The organism is Peribacillus sp. SIMBA_075, from assembly GCF_046534585.1.
The window spans coordinates 310,759-336,818 of sequence record NZ_JAWRYN010000001.1; the positions used below are offsets into that span (position 1 = coordinate 310,759).

At 40.0% G+C, this 26,060-nt stretch carries 21 protein-coding genes and 1 pseudogene; 16 read left to right on the forward strand and 6 right to left on the reverse strand.

Annotated elements, in window-relative coordinates:
* Positions 1 to 260 precede the first annotated feature (260 nt).
* The 8 genes from rny (at position 261) to tdh (ending at position 8,855) form a co-directional block, all read left to right on the forward strand.
* The gene (rny, locus tag SB775_RS01555) at positions 261 to 1,820 is read left to right on the forward strand and encodes a ribonuclease Y (protein WP_061462475.1); all 1,560 of its coding nucleotides are present in this window, start codon (positions 261 to 263) and stop codon (positions 1,818 to 1,820) included.
* Positions 1,821 to 1,977: 157 nt separating this feature from the next.
* The gene (locus SB775_RS01560) at positions 1,978 to 2,775 is read left to right on the forward strand and encodes a TIGR00282 family metallophosphoesterase (RefSeq protein WP_089364416.1); all 798 of its coding nucleotides are present in this window, start codon (positions 1,978 to 1,980) and stop codon (positions 2,773 to 2,775) included.
* Positions 2,776 to 2,956: 181 nt separating this feature from the next.
* Positions 2,957 to 3,217, forward strand: a complete 261-nt coding sequence (gene spoVS, locus SB775_RS01565) for a stage V sporulation protein SpoVS (protein ID WP_029281188.1) — start codon at positions 2,957 to 2,959, stop codon at positions 3,215 to 3,217.
* A 138-nt stretch (positions 3,218 to 3,355) separates the two neighbouring features.
* Positions 3,356 to 4,291 carry a dipeptidase gene (locus tag SB775_RS01570; RefSeq protein ID WP_061462477.1) on the forward strand — a complete coding sequence of 312 codons (936 nt, stop codon included), beginning with the start codon at positions 3,356 to 3,358 and terminating at the stop codon, positions 4,289 to 4,291.
* 217 nt (positions 4,292 to 4,508) lie between these two features.
* Complete coding sequence (locus SB775_RS01575; protein ID WP_410860329.1) at positions 4,509 to 6,266, forward strand: 2-oxoacid:acceptor oxidoreductase subunit alpha; 1,758 nt, start codon at positions 4,509 to 4,511, stop codon at positions 6,264 to 6,266.
* Positions 6,253 to 7,119 carry a 2-oxoacid:ferredoxin oxidoreductase subunit beta gene (locus SB775_RS01580; protein ID WP_410860331.1) on the forward strand — a complete coding sequence of 289 codons (867 nt, stop codon included), beginning with the start codon at positions 6,253 to 6,255 and terminating at the stop codon, positions 7,117 to 7,119. Before SB775_RS01575 ends, SB775_RS01580 begins: the two co-directional genes overlap by 14 nt.
* 116 nt (positions 7,120 to 7,235) lie before the next feature.
* Positions 7,236 to 7,577 (forward strand): hypothetical protein, encoded by a 342-nt coding sequence (locus SB775_RS01585; protein WP_155727268.1) that lies wholly within the window; start codon positions 7,236 to 7,238, stop codon positions 7,575 to 7,577.
* A gap of 237 nt (positions 7,578 to 7,814) precedes the next feature.
* Positions 7,815 to 8,855: an L-threonine 3-dehydrogenase gene (gene tdh / locus SB775_RS01590; RefSeq protein ID WP_410860347.1), complete on the forward strand. Its 1,041-nt coding sequence runs from the start codon at positions 7,815 to 7,817 to the stop codon at positions 8,853 to 8,855.
* Here tdh and SB775_RS01595 read toward each other — a convergent pair.
* Positions 8,852 to 9,019 carry a hypothetical protein gene (locus SB775_RS01595; protein WP_410860332.1) on the reverse strand — a complete coding sequence of 56 codons (168 nt, stop codon included), beginning with the start codon at positions 9,017 to 9,019 and terminating at the stop codon, positions 8,852 to 8,854. The two genes, tdh and SB775_RS01595, sit on opposite strands and share 4 nt — an antisense overlap.
* A 388-nt stretch (positions 9,020 to 9,407) precedes the next feature.
* On the opposite strand from SB775_RS01595, the gene miaB reads away from it, so the two are divergent.
* Together miaB and SB775_RS01605 are read left to right on the forward strand one after the other, a co-directional pair.
* Positions 9,408 to 10,952, forward strand: a complete 1,545-nt coding sequence (gene miaB, locus SB775_RS01600) for a tRNA (N6-isopentenyl adenosine(37)-C2)-methylthiotransferase MiaB (RefSeq protein ID WP_061462480.1) — start codon at positions 9,408 to 9,410, stop codon at positions 10,950 to 10,952.
* A gap of 1 nt (position 10,953) precedes the next feature.
* A complete protein-coding gene (locus SB775_RS01605; RefSeq protein ID WP_061462481.1) occupies positions 10,954 to 11,382 on the forward strand; it encodes a YlbF/YmcA family competence regulator in 429 nt (142 codons plus the stop codon).
* Between the two features lie 100 nt (positions 11,383 to 11,482).
* Here the strand turns inward: SB775_RS01605 and SB775_RS01610 are convergent.
* The 3 genes and pseudogenes from SB775_RS01610 to SB775_RS01620 form a co-directional block, all read right to left on the reverse strand.
* A pseudogene (locus tag SB775_RS01610) lies at positions 11,483 to 11,645 on the reverse strand (integrase core domain-containing protein); the annotation flags it as partial.
* A gap of 319 nt (positions 11,646 to 11,964) precedes the next feature.
* Positions 11,965 to 12,225, reverse strand: a complete 261-nt coding sequence (locus SB775_RS01615) for a hypothetical protein (protein ID WP_410860333.1) — start codon at positions 12,223 to 12,225, stop codon at positions 11,965 to 11,967.
* Positions 12,226 to 12,441 (reverse strand): hypothetical protein, encoded by a 216-nt coding sequence (locus SB775_RS01620; RefSeq protein ID WP_081108758.1) that lies wholly within the window; start codon positions 12,439 to 12,441, stop codon positions 12,226 to 12,228.
* Positions 12,442 to 12,962: 521 nt separating this feature from the next.
* Between SB775_RS01620 and SB775_RS01625 the strand changes: the two genes are divergently transcribed.
* The 3 genes from SB775_RS01625 (at position 12,963) to mutL (ending at position 18,362) form a co-directional block, all read left to right on the forward strand.
* Positions 12,963 to 13,502: an outer spore coat protein CotE gene (locus tag SB775_RS01625; RefSeq protein ID WP_056526911.1), complete on the forward strand. Its 540-nt coding sequence runs from the start codon at positions 12,963 to 12,965 to the stop codon at positions 13,500 to 13,502.
* A gap of 269 nt (positions 13,503 to 13,771) precedes the next feature.
* Positions 13,772 to 16,399 carry a DNA mismatch repair protein MutS gene (gene mutS / locus SB775_RS01630; RefSeq protein WP_061462482.1) on the forward strand — a complete coding sequence of 876 codons (2,628 nt, stop codon included), beginning with the start codon at positions 13,772 to 13,774 and terminating at the stop codon, positions 16,397 to 16,399.
* Positions 16,400 to 16,421: 22 nt separating this feature from the next.
* The gene (gene mutL, locus SB775_RS01635) at positions 16,422 to 18,362 is read left to right on the forward strand and encodes a DNA mismatch repair endonuclease MutL (protein WP_410860335.1); all 1,941 of its coding nucleotides are present in this window, start codon (positions 16,422 to 16,424) and stop codon (positions 18,360 to 18,362) included.
* Between the two features lie 1,299 nt (positions 18,363 to 19,661).
* On the opposite strand, the gene SB775_RS01640 is transcribed toward mutL, so the two are convergent.
* Entirely contained in the window at positions 19,662 to 20,312 is a 651-nt protein-coding gene (locus SB775_RS01640; protein ID WP_061462484.1) for a cupin domain-containing protein, read from the reverse strand.
* A gap of 365 nt (positions 20,313 to 20,677) precedes the next feature.
* Here SB775_RS01640 and SB775_RS01645 point away from each other — a divergent pair, with 365 nt between their 5' ends.
* From SB775_RS01645 to SB775_RS01655, 3 genes are all read left to right on the forward strand, one after another.
* Positions 20,678 to 22,570: an OPT family oligopeptide transporter gene (locus tag SB775_RS01645; protein WP_061462485.1), complete on the forward strand. Its 1,893-nt coding sequence runs from the start codon at positions 20,678 to 20,680 to the stop codon at positions 22,568 to 22,570.
* On the forward strand, positions 22,560 to 22,925 hold the full coding sequence (locus tag SB775_RS01650; protein ID WP_061462486.1) for a PqqD family protein: 366 nt from the start codon (positions 22,560 to 22,562) through the stop codon (positions 22,923 to 22,925). Before SB775_RS01645 ends, SB775_RS01650 begins: the two co-directional genes overlap by 11 nt.
* A gap of 379 nt (positions 22,926 to 23,304) precedes the next feature.
* A complete protein-coding gene (locus SB775_RS01655) occupies positions 23,305 to 23,913 on the forward strand; it encodes a methyltransferase (RefSeq protein ID WP_410860336.1) in 609 nt (202 codons plus the stop codon).
* Positions 23,914 to 24,013: 100 nt separating this feature from the next.
* Here the strand turns inward: SB775_RS01655 and asnB are convergent, their stop codons facing one another.
* Positions 24,014 to 25,903, reverse strand: coding sequence for an asparagine synthase (glutamine-hydrolyzing) (asnB, locus tag SB775_RS01660; protein ID WP_410860337.1), 1,890 nt, complete (start codon positions 25,901 to 25,903; stop codon positions 24,014 to 24,016).
* Between the last annotated feature and the right edge of the window lie 157 nt (positions 25,904 to 26,060).

Sequence of the window (26,060 nt, forward strand, 5' to 3'; positions counted from 1 at the left end):
AAAACGGATTTACAGACATTTTCCATAATGAATGCTGTACTTAATGGTGGTTCATATAAAGAAAACTTGAATAATCATTGATACATAAGGGACAAACGCTTGACAATAAAAATTCTCAACTATACAATTAATATGTATATTTTACAATTTTTCAAACTAAAATTTTGAAAATTAAGTGCTGTATATTGAATTTAGTGCAATGTACTTGCCGACAGTTCAACATTTTATGTAAAAAGTTCATAGCAAGGGGAGGTGAAACGATGGAACCCATGACAATCATCTTCACTTTGCTTGGCCTAATCGTCGGTGCAGTTGTTGGTTATTTTATTCACAAATCAAAATTTGAGAGTAAAATAGCAGGGGCAAAGGGCTCTGCAGAACACATCCTTGAGGATGCAAAACGTGAAGCGGAAGCTCTTAAGAAAGAAGCCTTGTTGGAAGCAAAAGATGAAATTCATAAAGTTCGTTCTGATTCTGATCGGGAATCCCGTGAAAGAAGGAACGAATTACAAAAACAAGAAAATCGGTTATTGCAAAGAGAAGAGAATCTGGACCGAAAGGATGAAACGTTAGACAAACGTGAAAGCCTTTTGGAGAAAAAAGAAGATTCTCTAAACCAAAGACAACAGCATATTGAAGAGATGGAAAGCAAAGTGGAAGAGACGGTTCGTAAGCAGCAAACAGAGCTTGAACGTGTTTCCGGTTTAACTCGAGAAGAAGCTAAAGCAATCATTATAGACCGAATGGAAAACGAACTGGCTCACGATGTAGCGCTTATGATTAAAGAAAGTGATACCCGTGCCAAAGAAGAAGCTGATAAAAAAGCAAAAGAAGTTCTTTCTCTTGCCATTCAGCGTTGTGCGGCTGATCATGTTGCAGAAACCACCGTTTCTGTAGTGAATCTTCCAAACGATGAAATGAAAGGACGGATAATCGGACGTGAAGGACGAAATATCCGGACGTTAGAAACGCTAACAGGTATTGACCTTATTATTGATGATACTCCTGAAGCTGTCATTTTATCTGGATTTGATCCAATTAGACGGGAAACGGCACGCTTGGCTCTTGAAAAACTTGTTCAGGACGGACGGATCCATCCGGCTCGAATTGAAGAAATGGTTGACAAGGCAAGACGTGAGGTGGATGAACATATTCGTGAAATTGGTGAACAAACAACTTTTGAAGTTGGAGTTCACGGTCTCCATCCAGATCTTATCAAAATACTAGGACGTTTGAAGTTCCGTACAAGTTATGGGCAAAACGTACTTAAGCATTCAATTGAAGTGGCCCAGCTTTCAGGTTTACTGGCCGCAGAGCTTGGTGAGGATGAAGTTCTTGCCCGCCGTGCAGGTTTATTGCATGATATTGGGAAAGCGATTGATCATGAAGTGGAAGGCAGTCACGTTGAAATTGGCGTTGAATTAGCAACCAAATATAAAGAGCATCCAACTGTCATTAACAGCATCGCTTCCCATCATGGTGATACTGAACCAACTTCCATCATTTCAGTGCTTGTGGCTGCCGCTGATGCATTATCAGCTGCAAGACCGGGTGCTAGAAGTGAAACGCTTGAAAATTACATTAGAAGACTTGAAAAACTTGAGGAGATTTCCGAATCCTATGATGGAGTGGAAAAATCATTTGCGATTCAAGCCGGACGAGAAGTACGGATTCTAGTGAAACCAGAGCAAATCGATGACCTTTCGGCCCATCGACTCGCTCGTGATATCCGAAAAAGGATTGAAGAAGAGCTCGATTACCCAGGTCATATAAAAGTCACGGTCATCCGTGAAACAAGAGCAGTCGAATACGCCAAATAAATTGATAATGAAAGACGAAGTGGTGCAAACCACTTCGTTTTTTCTTTTTCTAATATTAATCGATAAGCATGATTCCTATAATGACACCATGTTATGTTACAATACATACTTGAATAATCCATATCATAATAAATGTGAATCTAGAAAGGGTTTTACAATGAAATTGCTATTTATTGGGGATGTCGTAGGATCTCCTGGTCGTGATATGATCCAAGAATACCTTCCTAAGTTAAAAGAAAAGTATCGTCCGCATATCACGGTCATCAACGGGGAAAATGCTGCAAGTGGCCGGGGAATTACAGAAAAGATTTACCGCAGTTTTTTAGAGTGGGGAGCGCAGGCAGTGACCATGGGAAACCATACATGGGATAATCGCGATATTTTCAATTTTATTGATGACGCGAAATATCTCGTCCGGCCAGCGAACTTTCCGGACGGAGCACCTGGCGATGGAATGAAATTTTTAAAATTGAATCAACAGGAAATAGCGGTCATCAATTTGCAGGCTAGAACGTTCATGCCGGATTTGGATTGTCCGTTCAAAAAGGCGGAAGAACTAGTCGCGGAGGCTCAAAAAAGGACCCCAATCATCTTTGTTGATTTTCACGGAGAGGCTACAAGTGAAAAGCAAGCTATGGGGTGGTTCCTGGATGGGAAGGTTACAGCCGTTGTTGGTACACACACACACGTCCAGACAGCCGATAACCGTATTTTACCTGCTGGCACCGCTTACATATCAGATGTAGGCATGACAGGACCGTATGATGGCATCCTTGGTATGGAAAGAGAGGCAGTAATCCATCGGTTCCTAACTAGCCTTCCTGTTCGTTTCGAAGTGCCTAAGGAGGGGCGGACGCTATTAAGTGGGGTTCTCCTTGAAATTGATGATAAAACTGGCAAAGCTAAAAAAATTGAAAGAATACTGATTAACGAAGATCACCCCTTTGATAATTGATTTGAATGGATGGACAGTCAAAATGACTTTCCATCCATTTTCTTTATTCTTTAATAAATGGTGGACAATCCAGGTTTTCTTTGTCATACAAGTTTTACTTGATGAATATAGTAGCAGTGGAAAGTGTTATAACTATTGAGCCAAAGATTATAATCGGCAGGGAAAACAAGGAGGACTAGGAATGGAAATATTAAAGGTTTCAGCAAAATCTAATCCTAATTCTGTAGCAGGCGCACTAGCGGGAGTGCTCAGAGAAAGAGGAGCAGCCGAAATTCAGGCAATCGGTGCAGGTGCGTTAAATCAAGCCGTCAAGGCAGTAGCAATCGCAAGAGGGTTTGTCGCACCTAGTGGAGTTGACTTGATTTGTATTCCTGCCTTTACAGATATACTTATTGATGGCGAAGAACGAACTGCTATAAAGCTAATCATTGAACCAAGATAATTTTATGGGTGGGTGTCCTGTTTGTCGGATGGCGAGCAGGCTCTTTTTTGTCCTGAAATCCAAATGACGAAAAATCGAGATCGCTTTATAATGGAATATATGATCTCTAAATAGATAAGGGCAGGAAGGGGGATTACATTGGCGATTTTTGATGCACATTGTGATGTGTTGATGAAGATGTTCAAAGATCCGGATATTTCTTTTTTAGATAGTGATAAATTACATATAACAAAGCGGGGGTTATTGGATGAAGGAGGAAAAGTCCAATGTTTTGCGATTTATATTCCAGAGAATGTCCACCCGGATATGAGATTTCAAGCGGCTTTGGCGATGGTGGATATTTTTCATGAAAAGATTTTATCAGAGCCGGAAATGAAATTTATAAAGACCAAAGCAGACATCGATTCTCTAAAAGAAAAGGAAATCGGTGCGATGCTAACCCTAGAGGGATGCGATTGCATTGGAAATGATTTATTGAAACTGAAAACACTAATTCATCTTGGAGTGTCCTCTGTTGGTTTAACTTGGAATTACGCTAACTTGGTAGCAGATGGGGCATTAGAATCAAGAGGGGGCGGATTGACAGGGTTTGGAACGGAGGTGGTCGCGCTTTTGAATGAGAAATCAATTTGGTGTGATTTATCCCATCTATCTGAAGCTGGATTTTGGGACACCTTAAAGAAGGCGAAATTCCCAATAGCCTCCCATTCGAATGCCTATCAGCTTTGTTCGAATCCGCGAAATTTAAAAGACGGCCAGATAAAAGCACTTTTGCAAAAAAATGGAGTGATAGGGGTAACCTTTGTCCCTCAATTCCTATCTAATGGTGAATCGGCATCGATAAAGGATATCTTGAAACATATAGAACATATATGCAGTTTGGGCGGGGAAAGACAAATTGGATTAGGGTCTGACTTCGATGGAATCGATCATATGGTAGAAAATTTAATGTCATATAAGGATTATCATAATTTTATCAATGAACTCAACATGCTTTATTCAAGTGAGTTCGTAAAAGGTCTCCTTTTTGGTAATTTCACTCGTAATTTTCCGCTTAAACAGGAATTATCTTAAGTGATTTTCAATTCTTACTATATAGATATGAATAAATATTCTGAAAATATAAAAAACAAAAGCAAAAAGGTTGCAATTTAATGATTTAACCGATAGAATTGAAAGCGTTTAGTACACCTTTCCTAAATTAGAACGATTAATTATACATAGTCGAATGTTCTGAAGGGAGGGGCGGTTAAATGCATTTATATACGAACGTCCTAAAGGAGTGTAAGACATGATCAATCAACTTTCATGGAAAGTTGGCGGACAACAAGGTGAAGGTATTGAAAGTACAGGAGAAATATTCTGTATTGCCCTCAATCGCTTAGGTTATTACTTGTATGGCTACCGTCATTTCTCATCCCGAATCAAGGGTGGACACACGAATAACAAAATTCGTGTAAGTACTACGGAAACTCGTGCTATCTCTGATGATTTAGACATCTTAGTTGCTTTTGACCAAGAAACAATTGACGTCAATTATAAAGAATTACATGAGGGTGGCATCATAATCGCAGATGCAAAATTCAAACCTGTCTGCCCAGAAGATACAAAGGCAGAATTATATATTGTTCCATTTACGGAAATAGCAGCCGAATTAGGAACATCTTTAATGAAAAATATGGTCGCTATCGGTGCGACATGTGCTGTTCTAGGAATGGAAATTTCCGTATTCAACGATGTGGTGGATGAAATATTCGGCCGCAAAGGTGAAGAAATCGTAAAGAAGAATATGGAAGCTATCACTGCTGGCTATAAGGCAATGGAAGTGATGCTTGGAGAAAAACTGGGCGCAATGGAGCTTGAAAAAGCAGACGGCCAAAAACGATTGTTCATGATTGGGAACGATGCTATCGCTCTAGGTGCAGTTGCAGGCGGTTGCCGCTTCATGGCCGCTTATCCAATTACTCCAGCCTCGGAAATTATGGAATACCTGATTAAAAAACTTCCTCAATTGGGTGGGACGGTCATACAGACTGAAGATGAAATCGCAGCGGCTACAATGGCGATTGGTGCAAACTATGGTGGTGTACGTGCCATCACTGCTTCAGCTGGACCTGGACTTTCCTTGAAGATGGAGGCGATTGGTTTAGCGGGCATTACCGAGACGCCAATTGTCATTGTCGATACTCAGCGTGGCGGTCCATCTACGGGACTTCCTACAAAACAGGAGCAATCCGATTTAATGGCCATGATTTATGGTACTCATGGTGAAATCCCTAAAATCGTAATGGCTCCAAGTACAGTTGAAGAAGCTTTTTATGATACGGCAGAAGCATTCAATCTTGCAGAGGAATATCAATGTCCAGTTATCGTTTTATCCGATTTACAGCTATCACTAGGTAAACAAACGGTTCAGCCGCTTGATTACAGCAGAGTGGAGATAAGACGCGGTAAATTGGTGGACTATGAAATTGAAGAGGCTGAAAACAAATCTTACTTCAAGCGTTATAAAGTAACGGAAGACGGGGTCTCACCACGTGTAGTGCCTGGTATGAAAAATGGAATTCACCATGTTACCGGTGTTGAACATGACGAAACGGGCAGACCTTCTGAGACGGCTTTGAATCGTAAAGTGCAAATGGATAAACGGATGCGTAAGCTGAATAATTTAACTAACACATTCCAAACACCAGTATACAAAAACACACCGCATGAAGAAGCGGATTTATTAATTCTTGGTTTTAACTCTACACGCGGGACCATTGATGAAGCGATCGGCCGGTTAGAAACGGATGGAATGAAAGTGAATCATGCGCAAATCCGTTTGATTCATCCTTTCCCGGCTGATGAAGTCCTATCGTTGGTGCAAAGTGCTAAGAAAGTAGTAGTTATTGAAAATAATGCGACTGGACAATTGGCTAATATTATCAAGATGAATGTCGGACATGTTAATAAAATTAAAAGCATCCTAAAATATGATGGCAACCCATTCCTCCCGCATGAAATTCACACACAATGCAAGGAGATGTTCGAATATGGCAACGTTTAAAGAGTTTCGTAATGATGTAAAACCTAACTGGTGTCCTGGCTGCGGAGATTTCTCCGTTCAGGCTGCCATGCAGCGTGCGGCAGCCAATGTAGGATTGGAGCCGGAGAATCTGGCTGTTGTTTCCGGTATCGGCTGTTCAGGACGTATATCCGGTTACATCAAGTCATACGGTTTCCACGGAATCCATGGCCGCTCTCTGCCAATTGCCCAAGGAGTGAAAATGGCCAACCGTGAATTGACCGTTATAGCTTCAGGCGGTGACGGAGATGGTTTTGCAATCGGGATGGGACACACGATTCATGCGATCCGTCGTAATATAGACATTACCTATATTGTCATGGATAACCAAATTTATGGTTTGACAAAAGGCCAGACCTCACCTAGGTCTGCTGCTGGATTTAAAACGAAATCCACTCCAGAAGGATCAATAGAACAGGCTGTTTCACCTATGGAATTAGCTTTGTCAGCTGGCGCTACGTTTGTCGCCCAAAGCTTTTCCACTGACTTGAAAGACCTGACAGCGATCATTGAAGCGGGGATAAACCATAAAGGGTTTTCCTTTATCAATGTTTTCTCTCCTTGTGTAACATATAATAAGATTAATACGTATGATTGGTTTAAACAAAACTTAACTAAATTGAACACGATTGATGGCTATGATTCATCAAATAAAGAACAGGCCATGCAGACTTTGATGAAACATGACAGCCTTGTGACAGGTATTATCTATCAAGACTCTTCACGTCCTTCGTACCAGGAATTAGTGCCAGGGTATGCTGAAAAAGCGTTAAATAAATCCGATTTGACACTGGATCAAGCGCACTTTGATAAGCTTGTTGCTGAATTTATGTAAAAGTGAAAAGGTTCGCCCCTTAAGATGGGGTGAACCTTTTTTGTGGTTAATTATTAGGCTCTCCAGTAGATAGGCCACATGCTAGAAGACTTACGACTGGCTTAGCTTAACAACCGTTGTTGCATCTGCCGAAGTTACGGTTAAAAACCGCAACCGCCACCGCAACCTCCACCAAAACCGCCACCGCAACGGCCACCGAAGCCGCCACCGAAACCGAAGAAACAGCAACGATTCCTTCTTCTACAACAACAGTTGTTGTTGTTATGATGATGGTGGTGATGGTGTTGATCGCGGTCCCGATCCCGATCCCGATCGCGGTCACGGTCACGGTCATGATCGCGGTCACGATCTCTGTCGCGCCTATTACAACCTCTCACAGCACGACAAAAATCGTCTGCGATTCTATCGTTATTATTGTTGTTACCATGATGATCATGATTATGGTTTCCAGAACATGACATATAAGTCACTCCTTCAATTATTTTTGTTGTACAAGATATCTTATTCGAGAGCGGACGAGATGCTATAGAAACATGACCCATTTAACAAAAATGTACGAATGCCCCAAAATCAACTTTATTTTTGTACAAAAGACCGATACAAAAGCGATTAGGTATTTTTTTAATTAGTTTTTCATATCTTTACATATTAAGGCAGGTGAAAAGAGCAGCCCTATTTCAGGGGGAGTGTATATGCTGAGAGGGAAAATGAAAGCAGTCGTCAAACATCACCGAGGATATGGGGCACAATTACAAGTTGTCGATATTCCGGATATTCGTGAGGACGAGGTCTTGATTCGAGTAAAGATGACCTCTATATGTGGAACGGATATTCATATCTTCACCTGGGATAAATGGTCGCAGGGAAGAGTGAATCCACCATACGTTTTTGGACACGAATTTGCTGGGGAAGTAATGGAGATAGGAGAAAATGTGAGCAATGTTTCAGTTGGTGATTGTGTATCTGCCGAAACACATATAGTTTGCGGTACATGCAGGCAATGCTTAACCGGCCAATTCCATATTTGTAAAAAAACAAATATTATCGGACTCGATAAACAGGGATGCTTTGCAGAGTATATAGCTCTGCCGGCCAAGAATCTATGGAAAAATCCAATTGGTATGCCACTCGATATAGCTACCATCCAAGAACCGATGGGAAATGCAGTACATTCAGTGCTTGCTGGTGAGGTCCTGGGTAAAACGGTGGCCATAATCGGCTGTGGTCCAATTGGGCTTATGGCAGTTGCTGTAGCAAAGGCTGCAGGTGCCGATAAAGTGATCGCTCTTGATATTAATGATTATCGGCTTCAGCTTGCCAAAAAGATGGGGGCTACAGACCTCATACATTCAATTAAACAAAATCCACTGGAAATCACGAAAGGCCTCACAAATTCGGATGGGGTGGATGTGGTTTGCGAAATGAGCGGTAATCCTAAAGCTATTGAACAAGGGTTTAAGATGGTGACGAATGGTGGAAGGATATCAATTCTAAGTCTGCCATCTCAGCCGGTCACGCTTAATATAACGGATGATATTGTATTCAAGGGTCTTACTGTCCAAGGGATAACCGGAAGGAAAATGTTTTCAACCTGGCAACAGGTTTCAAGTTTGCTTGGGAGTGGCAATGTTGATGTAAAACCAATGATTACACACCGATTTTCACTAAGCGATTTTGAGAAGGGTTTTGAACTGATGATCAAAGGTCAGTGTGGCAAGGTGCTCCTAACCCCTTAAAGAGTGAGAAGGTTCACGAGTAAAACAATCAAATAAACGAGTAAAGCGGTCAAACTCACGAGTAAAGCGCCCAAACTCACGAGTAAAATGCCCAAACTCACGAGTAAAGCGCCCAAACTCACGAGTAAAATGCCCAAACTCACGAGTAAAATGCTCAATTTCACGAATAAAGCGCCCAAACTCACGATTAAAGCTCAAACCCACGAGTAAAGCGCATGGTCTGCATTTTTAAAATAGCTGTGAAGGAATAGTATCATCCTATCATTTAATAAGAAGAGGCTAATATCGTCATATTGAATATGCGAATCAAGCCTCTTCTTTCTTGTTTTTATTTTCCACGTTTGTGAAAAATTTCTTACAATTGAAGAAGGCACGACAGAATGATTGTTTCTTGCTGTTAAAAGCTTTATACTAAGTTAATGTGGATATATCACAATTAAAAGCTAATATTTACTGGAAATTCTTAAAAAGAAACCGTATAAAACCATTAGAAGATAGGTCTTGAAATAGTTGGTGAAGAAATAAACTAACTATTTTGAAAGGAGATTAACTATGAACGAGAAACAACGATTAGAATCACAACAAGTACAGGCTGAAAATTCAGCGGACAAAAAATCCGATAAGGACTTCAGTAAGTACTTTCAAGCCGTTTATATTCCGCCTTCCCTAAAAGATGCGAAAAAGCGAGGAAAAGAAGAAGTAGAATACCATGATGACTTTGCAATTCCTGAAGGTTTCCGTGGAATGGGAGAAGGCAAAAAGTTTTACATTCGTACATATGGCTGTCAAATGAACGAACATGATACAGAAGTCATGGCGGGCATCTTTACGGCACTTGGTTATGAGCCTACAAACACGGTGGATGATGCTAACGTCATATTACTTAACACTTGTGCGATTCGGGAAAACGCAGAGAATAAAGTGTTCGGTGAATTGGGCCATTTGAAATCATTGAAATTGGAAAAGCCGGATCTTTTGCTTGGGGTTTGCGGTTGTATGTCGCAAGAGGAGTCTGTTGTAAAGCGGATTCTAGAGAAGCACCATTTTGTAGATATGATTTTCGGAACGCATAATATCCACCGGCTGCCGCAAATTCTTAATGAAGCTTATCTTTCCAAGGAAATGGTCATTGAGGTTTGGTCCAAAGAAGGTGATGTAATCGAGAACCTTCCGAAAGTGCGTAAAGGCAAAACGAAGGCATGGGTCAATATCATGTATGGCTGCGATAAGTTTTGTACATACTGCATCGTACCTTACACAAGGGGTAAAGAAAGAAGCCGCAGACCTGAAGATATCATACAAGAAGTCCGTCATTTAGCGGCTCAGGGTTACAAGGAAATAACCCTGCTTGGACAGAATGTGAATGCATACGGTAAAGACTTTGCGGATATTGAATATCGTTTCGGTGATTTGATGGATGAAATCCGCAAAATCGATATTCCGCGTATTCGTTTTACGACCAGCCATCCCCGTGACTTTGATGATCACTTGATTGAAGTTCTGGCTAAAGGGGGAAATCTCGTTGACCATATCCATCTTCCAGTTCAATCGGGAAGTACGGAAACACTTAAAATCATGGCCCGTAAATATACACGGGAACAATATTTAGAGCTAGTAAAAAAGATTAAGGAAGCAATCCCAAGTGCATCGCTAACAACTGACATCATTGTAGGCTATCCGAATGAAACGGAAGAGCACTTTGAAGAGACGATGTCTTTATACCGTGAAGTTGGTTTCGATGCAGCATATACTTATATCTATTCACCACGTGAGGGAACACCGGCTGCGAAAATGCAGGATAATGTACCGATGGAAGTGAAAAAGGAACGCCTGCAACGTTTGAATGCCCTTGTCAATGAAACGTGTGCATTGAAAATGAAAGAGTATGATGGGCAGATTGTTGAAGTGCTTGTTGAAGGCGAAAGCAAGAAGAATGCGGAAATATTAGCAGGTTATACAACGAAAAATAAGCTCGTGAACTTCAAAGGACCAAAATCGGCAATTGGCCAAATCGTAAAAGTGAAAATCACTGGAACGAAAACATGGTCATTAAATGGGGATATGGTTGAAGAAGCAACGGCGATTGAGGTGGAGTAATATGACTAAATATACTAAAGATGACATACTGTCAAAAGCGGCAGAGCTTGCTGAAATGATTGCGAGCACGGAAGAAGTCGATTTCTTTAAACGGGCAGAAGCTCACATCAATGAAAACCAAAAAATCCGTGAAATGATCGCCAGTATCAAGAGCTTGCAAAAACAGGCGGTAAACTTCCAGCATTACGGAAAAGAAAAAGCATACAACCAAGTTCAGGCTAAAATCGATGCACTGGAAAAACAATTGGATGAACTACCGATCGTCCAAGAATTCAAACAATCCCAAGTTGATGTAAATGATCTTTTGCAAATGGTCTCATCACAAGTATCGAATAAGGTAACGGACCTGATCATTGAATCGACTGAAGGCGACGTCCTTCGCGGTGAGACAGGTTCACAGGTGCAAGCCGGAGGCGGAAGTTGTTCATGAATATTAAAAAGCCCTACTGATTTTAAAGTGTAGCCCATTTTTTTGACAGTATAAAAAAATGGGCTAATAGGTGGTCCCGGTATTTTACCGGGACCATTTTCTATAGTCCCCATTGATAACGAGACTCATTGTATTCTTCAATAACTCGATCAACTTCTTCCTTCACATCCGTTAAATTAGTACATGTTTTATATTCTGCTAAATCTTTAAAGTGGCCAAAAAAAACTTTCCATCGGCGCATTATCCCAACAGTTTCCCTTACGGGGATTGCACTCGGATGGAACTCGTGATTCACAGTCTGCCTTAGCTTGTTTAGTGTTTCATGAACATATTCATATCTAATGGAGTGGATAACTAATACGTAACTATTTCTTTTATGACCGATCTTTTACGCATGATAAATAAGCTGACCCTTTCCATAATAAAGATAGGTATTGTCTTTTAGCAGAATTTCCTCGCTCCCTCGGTTTGAATTCACGATTAAGAAGGTTTGACAAGTAAGGTGCTCCTCCTTGGTTGTCTTAGCCATCTTTCGAGACGGTTTGGCCCTTCTGATTTTTGCGAAGAGATTATATTTTGCCATCAACCGTCTGTTTTCTTATGATTCATGACGGCCGAATGATCATTTTCCATAACCATTTTGATCTGGAGGGTGCCTGCTTTTTCCTTCTTACTGAGGAGTATATTTTTAATTAATTTTATGTCCAAATCATCCTGTTCCTCGCGTAGCTTACGGGTTGGAGCTGCCTTTAACCACTCATTGTAGCCACTTCGACTTACACCAGCTAATTTGCATAGATAGGAAACAGCCTTCTTACAGGTATTGCCTGATCGTTCTTTCAATCAGATAGAACTTCTCAGCTGCAGTGAAAATGATTTCTTTTTAAACGCCCGCCTTTCTAACTCTTCCAGCTTTTTTAGGAAGTCATTTTCCGTTTCAAGGAATTTGATTCTCGCTTCGGCCTTCCTAAGTTGATTCTCTGCAGACTGTGGCTTAGAAGAAGGGCGTCTTTCCTTTTCCGCGGCGTTCAGGAAGCCTTCCTCCACCAAGCCTTTCAAGGTATCACGTCAGCGCTGTAGACAACGCTTAGGTTTTTCCTTACCAATGATTTCGAGATTGAATCCATGTTCTATGAAAATTTGAGAGGGGGATTTCCCCTTTTTTATATTCCTTAATAGCTTTTGTTTTAAATTCAGGATTATAGGAAAATAGAACACTCTGAAGCACTTATGATTTTTGGGTTCTTTTCAAGTTCTTTAATCTGTAAATCAGTATATGTATTCTTACTCGTTGACCCCCTCCGTCCATACTCATTACTCCTATTGGAACATAAATAAACCGGAAAAGGGACGCTTTTTTATGTGTCAGCTATCAGGGCCAAATTTCAATTTAGAAGGGCTTTTTTAATACTTGGAAATCCTTATACAGCGCCCATTCGTGACACATATCCCAAAAGATGCGCATAAAATAACCTAGGTTTAAAACATTACTGCAGTTTTCAAACAATTAAAATTCTACGCACACTAGACTTTTACCACGCATAGGATGAATGGAAACTGTATGAGGAGGGTTCGCTAGCATGTCACAATATAGAGAGATAATTACTAAAGCGGTGGTGGCAAAGGGACGTAAATTCACAAAGTCCTCTCACACCATTTGCCCGGCTCATCATCCTTCTAGCATTCTAGGTTGTTGGATCATCAACCATAAATACGATGCAAAGAAAGTCGGCAAAAAGGTAGAAATTCACGGCAGCTACGAAATCAACGTTTGGTATTCCTATAACCATAATTCAAAGACGGAAGTTGTTACTGAAAAAGTGCAATATACCGACGTGATTTCGCTGAAATACCGTGATCCGGATTGTCATGATGACCATGAAATCGTTGCACAAGCTGTCCAACAGCCGAATTGTTTAGAAGCTTGCATCTCCCCGTGTGGACAAAAAATCATTGTCCATGTGGAAAGAGAATTCTTTGTGGAAGTCGTCGGCGAAACGAAAATTTGTGTCGCTGTTAATCCAGATGGCCGCTGTGAGGATGACTGGGGCTCTGATTTCGATGATGAGGAATTTGAAGATTTAGATCCGGATTTCCTTGATGAATTCGAAGACGAATAGAATATAGAAAGTAACTACCGGATGACATTCCCTTCATCCGGTTTTATTTATTTTGAAGCGGGGCAAGTCCTTTATCAAAAAAATAAGATTGAAATGATACTATATACGTGTACATATTTTTGCAGATACTTAACTAGCATTCAACAGTTTAATCCCACAGGGTAATTGATTTACATTCAATTTCGAATACAGGCAATGTTGCTTACCCGTATGTTATAATGAAGGACATAAATGGGTAATAGATTTTAGTTTGGAAAGGTTTTGAAAGAATGGCTGGATATACTCCGATGATACAGCAATATTTAAAAATTAAGGCAGAGTATCAAGATGCCTTTTTATTTTTTCGTTTAGGCGATTTTTATGAAATGTTTTTTGACGATGCACTGAATGCATCACAGGAGCTCGAAATCACATTAACGAGCCGAGAAGGTGGTAGTGAAGATCGAATTCCGATGTGCGGGATTCCATATCACTCGGCTCCTAATTATATTGATATATTGATAGAAAAAGGGTTTAAAGTAGCTATTTGTGAACAGACTGAGGATCCCAAACAAGCCAAAGGTGTGGTACGCAGGGAAGTTGTCCAGCTTATTACTCCGGGAACGAAAATGGACAGTAAGGGCCTTAGAGAAAAGGAAAATAATTATATTGCCACCATCACTTATTTTACGGATGGTCAGTTTGGCTTTGGATACAATGATTTATCGACAGGGGAAAATAAGGTCACTTTGATTGAGAGTTTTGAAGAAGTTCTGAATGAATTTGCCATCCTTGGTGCTAGCGAAGTGGTCATCGCTGAAGATTTCAATGAAGAATGGAAAAAAAAGCTGCAAGAACGGGGAGCTGCCGCTCTGTCCCTAGAGAATAATTTGGTTCAAAGCGAGTCATTCGCTGCATTGCTTCAACTGTTAAAAGACCAGAAACTGGCGACAACGACCTCACGTTTATTGAATTATCTATACCGTACCCAAAAACGCAGCCTGGATCATCTACAGCCAGTGCTTGCATATGAAACGTCACAATATATGAAAATTGATTATTATAGCAAACGCAATTTGGAGTTGACTGAAACCATTCGTTCCAAAGGTAAAAAAGGCTCATTATTATGGCTGCTTGATGAAACGAAAACAGCCATGGGCGGAAGGATGCTGAAGCAATGGATTGATAGACCGCTCATTAATAAAAACCAGATCGAGCGGAGGCAAAGCCTTGTTGAAACCCTGAAAAATCAATACTTCGAACGGCAAGACTTACGTGAACGCCTGAAGGAAGTGTATGACTTGGAGAGGCTGGCCGGAAGGGTCGCCTTCGGGAATGTAAACGCTAGGGACTTGATTCAATTGAAGCGTTCATTGCAACAGGTGCCAATCATTCGTGAAATCGTGAATTCAATGGCTTCCGAACATGATATTTCAATTCTTGCCGATAAATTGGATCCTTGTGAAGAAGTGACGGATTTACTTGAAACAGCGCTTGTTGAAAACCCGCCATTGTCCGTCAAGGAAGGGAATATCATTCAGGACGGTTTCCATAAGGAGCTGGATATATACAGGGATGCCAGCAGGAACGGGAAAACGTGGATTGCTCAGCTGGAACGTGAAGAGCGGGAACGTACAGGAATCAGATCATTGAAAATCGGTTATAATCGTGTTTTTGGCTATTATATTGAAGTCACACGAGCCAATTTGCACCTGCTTGAAGAAGGGCGCTATGAAAGGAAGCAAACTTTAACGAATGCCGAACGTTATATCACACCTGAATTAAAAGAAAAGGAAGCTTTGATTTTACAAGCAGAGGAAAAAAGCATCAGTTTGGAATATGACCTATTCCTCAATCTTCGTGAAGAGGTCAAAAGCTATATCCCGCGCTTACAGGATTTGGCGAAAGGCGTCAGTGAATTGGATGTCCTGCAGTGCTTTGCGACGATTAGCGAAGAACGCCATTATGTGAAGCCTGTCTTTTCTGATGATCGAAGAATCGTCCTGAAGGAAGGCCGGCATCCAGTAGTGGAGAAAGTCCTTCAATCACAGGAGTATGTCCCAAATGACTGCTTTATGGATGGAGAACGGGAGCTACTCTTGATCACAGGGCCCAATATGTCGGGTAAAAGCACGTATATGCGCCAGCTTGCACTAACATCGATTCTAGCGCAGATTGGATGCTTCGTTTCCGCAAGTATAGCTGAATTGCCTATTTTTGATAAGGTATTTACTAGGATTGGCGCTGCTGATGATTTGATTTCCGGTCAAAGTACATTCATGGTCGAGATGCTTGAGGCAAGAAATGCCATTATGAATGCGACTGAAAACAGTTTGATATTATTTGATGAGATCGGGCGGGGAACATCAACTTACGATGGGATGGCACTTGCCCAGGCCATCATTGAATATATTCATGAAGAAATTGGGGCAAAGACCCTCTTTTCGACTCATTATCATGAATTGACGGTATTGGCATCGGAACTGCCTAAATTGAAAAATATCCATGTCAGTGCAATTGAGCAAAATGGAAATGTCGTTTTCCTTCATAAAATTAAAGAAGGGCCAGCAGATAAAAGTTATGGAATTCACGTGGCAAAGCTTGCTGATTTACCGAAGCAGTTAATTGATCGGGCCGCTGCTATTTTAGCGAAGTTAGAGAATGAAAATGGACAAGAAAAGGGGATGCATGAGCAGCCTGCTGCTGTTGTAAAAGCACCCATCGCCGAAGCAGCTCCTGTAACATCAGTCAATGAAGCACAGCTTTCCTTCTTTGGGGAAGAGACTCCTAAGGGAAGAGTGAATTCTTCACCTAAGGAAAATAAGGTGCTGGACGACATAAAATCACTGGATATCCTTGAAATGACGCCACTTGAGGCGATGAATATTCTTTATAAATTACAAAAGAAACTAAAATGAGAACAAAAGCGAGGCGATAAAAATGGGGAAAATCATACAGCTTGACGAGGCTTTATCTAATAAAATCGCAGCTGGCGAAGTTGTAGAACGCCCTGCCTCAGTCGTTAAGGAACTTGTGGAAAACGCAATAGATGCAAACAGTACCATTATAGAGATTGAATTGGTGGAAGCTGGACTTGGTTCCATTAGAATCGTGGACAATGGCGAGGGGATTTTGGCTGATGACATTGAGGCAGCATTTAAACGTCATGCCACAAGTAAAATAAAAGATGAAAATGACCTCTTCCGAATTCGAACACTGGGCTTCCGGGGAGAAGCGATGCCCAGTATTGCTTCAGTTTCCCGTTTCGAATTGAAAAGCAGCACTGGCGAAGGTGTAGGAACGCGCATACTTCTTGAAGGCGGCATGGTTAAAGAACTCGAGGCTTCATCCAGCCGTAAGGGAACGGATATCCTGGTTTCCGATTTGTTTTACAATACTCCTGCAAGGTTGAAATATATGAAAACCATTCATACCGAGCTAGGAAATATTACGGATGTCGCTAACAGGCTCGCACTTTCGCACCCGGATGTTTCTATACGGTTATCCCACAATGAGAAGCGTATCCTGCATACGAATGGTAACGGTGATGTCAGGCAGGTGCTAGCAGCAATCTATGGGACTAATATCGCCAAAAAGATGATTCCGATTCAGGCAAGCTCTTTGGACTTCAAATTATCCGGATATATAGTTATGCCGGAGGTCACCCGGGCTTCAAGGAATTATATATCAACCATGATAAACGGCCGCTTCATAAAAAACTATGCACTCGTGAAAGCGATCTTGGATGGGTACCATACACTTCTCCCAATTGGCCGTTTTCCAATTGCTTTGTTGAATATTGAAATGGATCCGATTCTTGTCGATGTCAATGTCCATCCATCCAAAATGGAGGTAAGGCTCAGTAAGGAACAGGAGCTTTACAGTCTTGTATCAGAAACGATTAAGTCTGCGTTTAAAAAGCTATCTCTCATTCCTAGTGGATATACACCTGCACCAAAGCCAGAACAGGTGAAAAGTGAGCAAACTACTCTGGATTTGGACCATGTCGTGGAAAAGGGGAAGCGTATCCTTGAAGAAGCCAAGAAAGAAGCTTCACTCTTGAAGGATACCTTGATCCGGGAAAAGCAGGGACAAAAGAATTATGAGGATCATGTTGAAGAATTCAATCTCGAACCGATAAAGGAATTAATCTACAGCAATGAACAGCAGCAAATGGGAGATGCCTATATACCGGTCTTACCAGAAGATGAAAGAAAACCATATTTCGAATCGGCTGAAAAATATACAACCTACACTGTCGAGCAAGAGGAAGAAATCGAGGAGGATGAGTCGGAGAGTCGAATCCCTCCCATGTACCCAATTGGGCAAATGCATGGAACATATATTTTTGCCCAAAACGAAAAAGGTTTGTATATCATAGACCAACATGCTGCCCAGGAACGGATCAAATACGAATATTTTAAAGAAAAAGTCGGACGAGTCGAAAACGAGCTACAGGATATGCTCGTACCCATCACGCTTGAATTTTCGACTGACCAATGTATCCGGATAAATGAATATCGGGATGAGTTGGAACGAGTCGGCGTCTTTTTAGAGGAGTTTGGCTATAACGCCTATATTGTCAGATCGCATCCTCAATGGTTCCCTAAAGGAATTGAACAGGAAATACTGGAAGAAATGATCGAACAATTGTTATCGATGAAAAAGGTAGACATCAAAAAACTGCGTGAGGAAGCAGCAATCATGATGAGCTGTAAAGCCTCCATTAAGGCAAACCGTCATCTGCGCAATGATGAAATTCAAGCACTTTTGGATGAACTAAGACGGACAACCGATCCCTTCACATGCCCTCATGGAAGACCTATCATCATCTCTTATTCCATTTATGAAATGGAGAAAATGTTCAAGAGGATCATGTAATAATAAACACTGGAGAACCCTTATTTACAAGGACTCTCCAGTGTTATTTTTATTAAAGGCTCTTTTCGTAAAGATTGTTGTTTTTAAAACAAAACTATTTAAGGTTGATTGGAGCGGTAGTGCGAGACCCCCGCCCCGCGGAAAGCGAGCATCTGGAGGGGAAATCAACCACAACTCACTACCTGGTAAATAGCAACAAAGTATGTGAAAACAGCCTTATTAAATGACCACTAAGAGACCACTAAGAGACCACATTTATTGCTAAAGGGCTCTTTTTAGCTTATGAAAAGTTCTCTGCTGATGAGTCCTATATATTCTGGTAACATGACTATATTTATCTAAGGTTATGGAAACATTTGAATGCCCTAAACTTACTGATACCACTTTTTCATCATAGCAATTCTAATTGAGGTTGTCTTAGGAATGCAGATTATGATTTATAATAAAATTAAAAATTTAAAGTAAGGGAAACATTTTAGCAACTGTATGAAAATAAAAGGCATAAACCTTTAATGAAAGGGACTTATGCCCTTTTTTTGCTTTTAAGTAAGTGATATAAATATAAACTCATAGCCACGTATGATGACAAATTGATATATATTTGTTCATGTGCGATTACACTAATCGTGTTTTTATATAATTTGTCTCCCTTTTGGAACAAAAAAGCAACGGCCTTGTGTAAGTTGCGAAGATATCAAACTCGATTTAATAGTACATCAAATTTTTGCCGGGTGAGATCAGTCGGGAGGTATATAGTGTTAGTAGCATTAAATAGTCTGTGACTTGTGTATTATTTTCTTCTTCATCACTTTTATATCTTTGAGAATCAAAATGAAACCGAAATGGAAACTGAGCAATTTAGAGGACTTATGATAATATGAAAAACAAAATTCCAAAAAGATGCAAATAAGAATCCGACAATTTAATTTTTTATAAAACTGGATTGAGCACGTTCCTTTAAAGGTAAGATAAGTTCTGAGCAAACGTAAAATAGAATGAATAATCTGTTTTTATAGAGGGGGATCAATTTGAGAATCTCTTATATAAGAAGAAGAAACTCGGTAGAATATATAGAAATTGTATAACGAATACGTGTTATGGATTTTATAATGCCCCTAAACCACATTGGGTGACCACAATAATGTAAGATGTGGCGAAGTAAATGAATGACTTTTAAAAGGGTCATGCAATTAAAAGCAATGGAGGACTCTTAAGTAATGGGGTTCTTCATTGCTTTTTTCGATCCCTTTTTATTAGACGCCATCCATGAACGGGGTTAATCAATTTCCCAATTTATCTTCAATAATAATACTGGGGATTAGGTTGAAATTGATAGTTGTATGACGGGGCAGTATACATTTGGTTATCATAGTGATTAATATATTGCGGGTATTGCTGACTGTCTTCTTCGGCCGCTCTATCGCAGTTGGCTGGCGGACCGATGAATGTTGATGGTTGAACCGGTGCAATTACTTTTTTCCATTGGTTTTCATCGATACAATACGTATGCGCCATAATATTTGCAGGCGTCAATTTCAAAATATCCGAACCCAGGATCACTTCAGGTGTTGGTGCATTAAAAATGGCAAGCAGATGGGTGTTATCAGTATTGGCTACTTCATAATGCCACCAACCTTGTGGAACATTGGCTACTTGACCGGGTTTAATGGGGTAATTTTGTATTTGTTTTGTAAAAGGATTCAGTAATGAAACGGTTGCAGCTCCAGAAATGCAGTACACTAGCTCTGCAGCATTTTGGTGATAATGCGGTTCTACGACATTGTCGGTACTAAGGTAAATATCTAATAATGAAACATTTTCGAGTGTGTTCAATTGTTTGATACCTAATACATTTATATAGTTTTGATTGTTTTTTTTAACGAAGGTGCTCTTGTTAACATCGAAAAAGTATTGTGTAGATGGTGAAGTATAGTCCATATAGGAGACCATGAATATATCATTCCTTTTCCGGAGACTTGATCTTGCCAGGATATGTTAGTTTTTATTTTAATGTGCAATCACAGAGTGGGTAATTGCTTATTGTTCCTAATGATTGTTTATGAATGCTGCATATCAGTTAAAGGGCACAGGGAAAAAAATATTATATAATAGCCTGTTGAATGGAAAGCAATTGAATCAAACCAGATGGTAATTAGAGAAATATTATTTTAATATACTTTAAAACTGAAACTGCTAATCTGAATTTTGGATATAATCAAACTTTTAGTAAGAGAAATTTTCCCATTGCATGACTTTAAATTACAGTGATATAATGTTCTCTGTGATTTTAAAGTTTAACATAGGAAGTGGCTAAATTGTCGAACAATTCGAAAGAAAGTAAATTCGTCCCGTACGTCTCTGCATCAAAATCTCTACCGGAATTAACTGCAACGGCAGTCATTCTAGGGATCATTCTTGCAATCGTATTCGGTGCGGCAAATGCATACTTAGGCCTACTTATTGGTTTAACTGTCTCTGCTTCAATACCCGCAGCGGTAATTTCAATGGCTATCTTAAGAGGGGTTTTTCGCAGGGATTCAATTTTAGAAAACAATATTGTGCAAACGATGACCACGGCAGGTGAGGCAATTGGTGCCGGTGCTGTATTTACCATTCCAGCATTATTCATGTGGGACATGGACGTGAGTCAAGCATTCATCATTTTCGTTGTATTAACTGGGGGATTTTTAGGGGTCTTCATGATGGTTCCCCTTCGCCAGCTTTTGATTGTAAGGGAACATGAAACATTACCATATCCTGAAGGTACGGCATGTGCCGAGGTTCTGAAGTCAGGAGAAGAAGGTGGTACAAGTGCCAAATTAATCGGAGCCGGTTTGGTTATCGGCGGTATGGTTAAAGGGCTTGGTGATGGTTTTAAGCTTTTTAAAACAGAGGTTGAAACAGGAATCACAAACTTTAAAAATGCGGTGGTTGGTCTTGATGCCTTTCCTTCCCTTTTGGGTGTAGGTTATATCATTGGGCCGCGTGTTGCAGGACAAATGCTAGGTGGAGGGCTATTAGCATGGGTCGTTCTCATACCGGCAATCAGCTTCTTTGGCAGCAGCAATGGAACAGCCATTTTCCCTTCTGATGTACCGATCGGTGAATTGGATGCATGGGGAATTTGGGATAATTATATACGTTATATTGGAGCTGGTGCTGTTGCAACTGGCGGATTGATCACATTGATCAAAACATTACCTATACTTTTCAGTTCAGTTTTTGATACCCTTAAAGGCGTAAAAGCCAATAAAGGGCAACTTAAATCGGGTTCGATCCGTACTGAAAAAGACATCCCGGCTAAGTACGTTTGGTTGGGAACGATCATCGTTATTTTAATCATTGCTTTCACACCAATAACAGATGTAGGAATCATCGGTGCGATTGCAATTGCGCTTTTTGGATTTTTATTCGTGACGGTGGCTTCAAGGGTTGTTGGGATCGTCGGAAGTTCTTCTTCCCCTGTTTCCGGGATGACCATAGCCACACTATTGATTGTAGCGATTGTCTATAAAGCAATTGGTTTTACTGGTACGAATGGAATGGTAGCGGCTTTAACCGTTGCTGCGATCATTTGTACTGCTCTTGCGGTTTCCGGAGATGTTTCTCAAGATCTAAAAACAGGATATATTGTGGGCGGAACACCATGGAAACAACAAGTTGCCATGATGATCGGTGTCGTTGCGTCTGCTTCTGTCATTGGTTTTATCCTGGTTCTGATGGACAATGCTTATACGATGGGATCTGCAGAACTACCTGCACCTAAAGCGGCACTTATGAAAATACTTGCTGAAGGTGTTCTTGGGGGAGATCTACCTTGGACCCTTATCTTTATCGGTGCGGCTATTTCCATCACATTAGAGTTTTTCGGTCTGAATTCACTTGTTGTTGCTGTCGGCATTTACTTGCCGGTTCATACTAGTGCCCCAATCATGATCGGTGGATTTATCCGTTTCTTCGTTGAGTTCTTCTCGAAAACGAAAGAAGCGCTTAAAGCACGTGTTGATAGGGGTGTATTATTTGCATCTGGTTTAATAGCAGGTGAATCATTGATTGGTGTACTTATTGCCATATTGATTGCAGCAGGTGTCCAAGTCCCGGCCACGGCTAAATTAGCCAGCAATTTGCTACCATTCTTACTATTCCTTGCTCTAGCTGGATTGCTATGGTTCGTATCCAGCAAAGGGAAAAAAGAAGATGCTTCGTAAACGCCAATCAAAAAAGAGGAACCTGTTAACCATGGTTCCCCTTTTGGAAAAACGCGTCACAATGGAACAAGAATCTTTGGAAGCAACTTTTTTAGTCATTCAACGGACCAATTTTGTGGAACGAATTACGATTCGTTTCCTGAAACAACCATCAGTCCGTAAAATCAAGCTTGATAAGTTTGGGGCATTTGCCATTAAACAAATGGAGTTCCAAAGCAATGTCAAACAGATTTCTGAAGCGATGAGTGAACATTTTGGTGAGGAAGCAGAACCAGCCTTACCTCGTTTGATGAAATTTTTGGAAATCCTTGAGGTTCATGATTGGATCATATGGGATGATGAAGTAGGAAAATGAGACAAGGTAAAAACACCCCCTGAGTCGTATTTATAATAAATACGAATTTGGAGGTGTTTTTCTTATGGGAATAAGAGTGCATTATTTGGAAGAGATTAAGCGGAAAGCAATAGGGCTAAAACAGCAAGGTGTAAAAACCGAACGATAATTGATCAGTTAGGGATAAAGAATGTACCCCAGACTCATCCAGATTGAAGGCGGTCATTATATGGCCAGCCCATGCATCTCTGATTTTAATGGTTATGTAACTAAAGCAAAATCCAATTAATTGTCTGGACATTCATATAACAAAACTTTACCCTGGATAAGATCAACCTTATTCGGGGTTTTTAGTTAGGAATCCCTTTTTGAAATAACCATGAAGCAGGTGCATATAACAATGAAAGAAACAAGTTATGATGAGATGCTAAACATCAAGACGGAAGGGGAACAAAAAATTTTCAATGATTCTTTGCATTACCATCGATACGAACCTACGCCATATAGTGCATTAGAACATTTATTCAAAAAATACCCACTAAAAAGAAATGATCGCATTGTGGATTTTGGATGTGGTAAAGGACGATTGAATTTTTTTATCCATCACTTATATCAATCATCTGTGGTTGGCGTGGAGATGAATGAAAACTACTATAAAGAAGCGATTGGGAATCAGAATAACTATAAGAAGAAAAGGAAAAACAACAATGGCAATATAGAATTCCACTGTTGTTTAGCGGAAGAATATGATATTGATTCGAAAGACAATCGGTTTTATTTCTTTAATCCGTTCTCAGTACAGATCTTTATGAAAATCATCAATAATATATTGCTTTCCTTTGAAAAAGAACCGCGCCAAATCGAACTGATTTTATTTTATGGGTCACAGGATTATATTTTTTTCCTCGAAAATCAAACCGCCTTCGAGCTGAAGGGCGAAGTGATATTACCAGGCTTGACTGAATTTAATCCTTATGAGAAATTCGTCATATACCAATTGTTAATTTAAACGGATCCTCGTTTTTTGGTTGTTATCATGTAAAAATAAAAGCACCCAAGCCTATTACATTGATGCTTGGGTGCAAATGAGTAAACGAGCCAATGGATGCTTAATTTACAGCATAGTGTAAAGTCTTTTGAGGCCGTGGATCATATTGTTTTTCTATATAAATTTGATGCCAAATCATAAAAGTCAAAATGGTCCAGAGCTTCCGGCTGTTGTCCGTTTTATTATTTACATGGTTTTCAATTAATTTCACAATTTGCGGTTTGTTAAAAAGATAGTCAGTTGGGCTCTCCTGGATTAACTTTACTGCCCAATCATATAATTCATCCTTTAACCAATGGCGGATAGGCACTGGAAAACCCAGCTTCTTCCTGCTCCATACATGTTCCGGCACAATCCCTCGGGCAGCTTTTCGAAGCATGTATTTGGTCGTTCCATTTCTTACTTTTTGATCCATACTAAGTTTTGAAGCCGTATTGAATACGCATTTATCCAAAAATGGAACTCTCACCTCTAAAGAATTCGCCATAGACATTTTATCTGCCTTCAATAAAATATCACCTTCTAGCCAAGTTTGAATATCAATGTTTTGCATTTGGGTAATAGGATCATAACCTAAAGAACTTGAATAGATTGGACTTGTCACTTTTTCATTTTCTAAACCATTGAGATAATTCACTAGTAAAAGTTTTTTCTCTTTCTCGTCGAATATGTTTGCGTTTCCGATATATCGATCTTCTAAAGGTGTTACTCCACGCTCTATAAAACTCTTTCCTTTAACCCCTTCTGGCAAAATAGAGGAAAGTGTCCTCAACACGTTGTTCAACGGTGCAGGTATATGGGAAAACATGCGCAGGGAATGGGGCTCCCGGTATATATTATATCCGCCGAATAATTCATCTGCACCCTCACCGGACAAGGCGACTTTAACGTGCTTTTTAGCTTCCCGTGCGACAAAATATAGCGGAACGGCAGCGGGGTCTGCTAAAGGGTCATCCATATGCCAGATAATCTTTGGAAGTTCTGCCAAGAATTCTTCAGGACTTATGATATAACTTATATTTTCTACATTCAAAGCGGCTGCTGTCTCCTGTGCAACGTTTATTTCACTGTATCCATCTCTTTCGAACCCTACAGAAAAGGTTTTGATCTTAGGATTAATCTGTTTTGCGATGGAGCAGATAAATGATGAATCAATCCCACCTGATAGAAAAGAACCAACCGGAACATCACTTCTCATATGTACGTTCACCGAGTCAATTAAGGTTTCTTGTATTTCTTTTATGACTTTTGAATCTTCTATACTGGAAGGGCGAAAAGTAGGTTTCCAGAACTCTTTTATATCCATTTTCTTTCCGGGCTCTTTTGTGAAATAATGCCCAGGTGATAACTTTTTAATGTTATTGGATAAGGTAGATGGTTCGGGAACATATTGAAAGCTGAGAAAATGCTGTAATGAATTCACGTCCAACTCTTCATTCATCGCTGTCAAGATACTCTTTTTTTCTGATGCAAAATATGTGACATTATCTTGTTCACAATAGAAAAAAGGCTTGATTCCAAAGTGATCCCTTGCCCCAAATAGTTTTTGTTCGACTTTATCCCAAATGACAAAAGCGAACATGCCGCGCAGTTTCTGGACGGTTTGCTCTTTATGGCTACTATAGAGAGCCAATATTACTTCCGTATCAGAATCCGTCGTGAACTCATATCCTTTATCAATGAGTTCTTTCCTTAGTTCAATATAATTGTAGATTTCGCCATTAAAAATGATCCAATATCGTTCATTTTCATATGAAAGAGGTTGGTTACCGTTATCTATATCGATTATGCTCAATCTCCTAAATCCAAAATTTACAAAATCATCAAAAAAATAACCTTCATCATCCGGACCCCTATGGGTAATGATCGTGTTCATCTTCTTGATCGTTTCTTTCATATTTGAATTTATGGCTTTCGGATATTTTTGAATACATCCTACAAAACCGCACATAAAATCCACCTGCCTAATTATTTATTATTAAGAGATTTCCTAGTAACTTTTATCAAGATTACAATGAAATATATAGGCATAAAGTTGTGTATCGATCTAAGTAGTAGAATATCTCTAGTCTACTAGGTTAGATTATTATTCTATATTTGTCAATTTT

Bases quoted from the DNA above. Each gene is read 5' to 3' on its own strand.
- spoVS (WP_029281188.1), top strand. From the start codon at position 2,957: ATGGAAATATTAAAGGTTTCAGCAAAATCTAATCCTAATTCTGTAGCA.
- mutL (WP_410860335.1), top strand. From the start codon at position 16,422: ATGGGGAAAATCATACAGCTTGACGAGGCTTTATCTAATAAAATCGCA.
- SB775_RS01580 (WP_410860331.1), top strand. From the start codon at position 6,253: ATGGCAACGTTTAAAGAGTTTCGTAATGATGTAAAACCTAACTGGTGT.
- SB775_RS01650 (WP_061462486.1), top strand. From the start codon at position 22,560: ATGCTTCGTAAACGCCAATCAAAAAAGAGGAACCTGTTAACCATGGTT.
- SB775_RS01575 (WP_410860329.1), top strand. From the start codon at position 4,509: ATGATCAATCAACTTTCATGGAAAGTTGGCGGACAACAAGGTGAAGGT.
- SB775_RS01605 (WP_061462481.1), top strand. From the start codon at position 10,954: ATGACTAAATATACTAAAGATGACATACTGTCAAAAGCGGCAGAGCTT.
- asnB (WP_410860337.1), bottom strand. From the start codon at position 25,903: ATGTGCGGTTTTGTAGGATGTATTCAAAAATATCCGAAAGCCATAAAT.
- SB775_RS01560 (WP_089364416.1), top strand. From the start codon at position 1,978: ATGAAATTGCTATTTATTGGGGATGTCGTAGGATCTCCTGGTCGTGAT.
- rny (WP_061462475.1), top strand. From the start codon at position 261: ATGGAACCCATGACAATCATCTTCACTTTGCTTGGCCTAATCGTCGGT.
- SB775_RS01625 (WP_056526911.1), top strand. From the start codon at position 12,963: ATGTCACAATATAGAGAGATAATTACTAAAGCGGTGGTGGCAAAGGGA.
- SB775_RS01655 (WP_410860336.1), top strand. From the start codon at position 23,305: ATGAAAGAAACAAGTTATGATGAGATGCTAAACATCAAGACGGAAGGG.
- mutS (WP_061462482.1), top strand. From the start codon at position 13,772: ATGGCTGGATATACTCCGATGATACAGCAATATTTAAAAATTAAGGCA.
- SB775_RS01640 (WP_061462484.1), bottom strand. From the start codon at position 20,312: ATGGTCTCCTATATGGACTATACTTCACCATCTACACAATACTTTTTC.
- miaB (WP_061462480.1), top strand. From the start codon at position 9,408: ATGAACGAGAAACAACGATTAGAATCACAACAAGTACAGGCTGAAAAT.